Annotated in this window: 2 protein-coding genes; both read left to right on the top strand. The window is 74.6% G+C overall.

Features of this window, described 5'->3' with window-relative positions:
* Nucleotides 1-73 precede the first annotated feature (73 nt).
* Complete coding sequence (locus ACSNOB_RS31865) at nt 74-844, top strand: ROK family protein (RefSeq protein WP_436691138.1); 771 nt, start codon at nt 74-76, stop codon at nt 842-844.
* Between the two features lie 100 nt (nt 845-944).
* The gene (locus tag ACSNOB_RS31860; RefSeq protein WP_436691136.1) at nt 945-1,313 is read left to right on the top strand and encodes a tetratricopeptide repeat protein; all 369 of its coding nucleotides are present in this window, start codon (nt 945-947) and stop codon (nt 1,311-1,313) included.
* The last annotated feature ends 115 nt before the right edge of the window (nt 1,314-1,428 follow it).

The raw sequence follows: 1,428 nt of genomic DNA, 5'->3' as shown, positions 1-1,428 counted from the left end.
AAGTGCAAGATCGACGAAGCGGGTTTCGGGAGGTACCGAACAGGGGCCGGGAGGCAGGCGGCACACTGCTCGGGTGGTGACCACTCTGGCGATCGACTGTGGCGGCGGCGGGATCAAGGCGTCGGTGCTGGACGAGGCGGGCACGATGCGCGCCCGGCCGCTGCGGGTGCCCACGCCGTACCCGTTGCCGCCGGAGCTGTTCGTGAAGACGCTGCTCGGCCTGGGTGGCCGGCTGCCCGCGGCGGACCGGCTGACCGTGGGCCTGCCGGGGATGATCCGGCACGGCGTCGTGGTCGCCACCCCGCACTACGTGACCCGCTCCGGCCCTCGCTCGAAGGTCGACCCGGGCCTGGTCGCGGAGTGGTCCGGGTACGACGCGCGGACCGCGCTCGCCGAGGCGTTCGGGGCGCCGGCGCTGGTGCTCAACGACGCCGAGGTGCACGGCGCCGGGGTGGTCGCCGGGACCGGCTGCGAGCTGGTGCTGACCCTCGGCACCGGGCTGGGCAGCGCGCTCTTCGACGGCGGCGTGCTCGCCCCGCACCTGGAGCTGTCCCACGCCCCGGTGCGCTGGGGCACCACCTACGACACGTACGTGGGCGAGCCCGAGCGGCGCCGGCTCGGGGACGCGTTCTGGTCCCGCCGGATCCGGCAGGTCGTGGACGGGCTGCGTCCCGTGTTCCGCTGGGACCGGCTCTACCTGGGCGGCGGCAACTCGCGGCTGATCCGCCCCGAGCAGCTCGCCCGGATGGGCGACGACGTGGTGGTGGTGCCCAACACCGCCGGGATCATCGGCGGCGTACGCGCCTGGGAGCTGGTCGCCGGCCGGCACGGCGCCTCCACCTGACCCCACTTCCGCGGCGTCGCGGCTGGGGAACAGTCGCGGTACGGCGGGTGTTGTGCCAGCGTCGGGAGAAGTGTCGGCGCGACACGAGGGGGTGGGTCGAATGGATCTTCTGGCCGAGTACCGGCGAGCGACCATGTTCTTCGAGGCCGGTGACCCGACCGGAGCGGCCCGGCTGCTCGAACCGATCGTCGAGGCGGAGCCCGGCAACGCCTCGGTGCGGCAGCTGCTGGCCCGGGCGTACTTCCAGTCGGCCCAGCTCAACCGGGCCGAGGAGCAGCTACGGGAACTGGTCGACCGGGACCCCAGCGACCACTACGCCCACCACGTGCTGGGCCGGACGCTGGAGCGGCTGAACCGGCACGTCGACGCGCTGCGGCACCTGCGCATCGCGGCGGCGATGCACAGCGGCAACGACGACTACCGCACCGCCCTGGACCGGGTGCAGAGCCGGGTCGCGGGCGGTCGCTGACGGCGGACGGCGGGCCGTCGGCCGGGGGCTGAGCGTGGTCAGGCCGCCCGAGGGTGTGGGCGTATGGACGGGGCGGCTCGACAGGGCCGCCCCGTCCCGTCTGCGCCGGCGCGGC

The sequence above is a fragment of the Micromonospora sp. URMC 106 genome, assembly GCF_051386395.1.
Classification (GTDB): Bacteria; Actinomycetota; Actinomycetes; order Mycobacteriales; family Micromonosporaceae; genus Micromonospora.
This window is presented reverse-complemented; position numbering and strand designations above follow the sequence as displayed.

Bases quoted from the DNA above. Each gene is read 5' to 3' on its own strand.
- ACSNOB_RS31860 (WP_436691136.1), top strand. From the start codon at position 945: ATGGATCTTCTGGCCGAGTACCGGCGAGCGACCATGTTCTTCGAGGCC.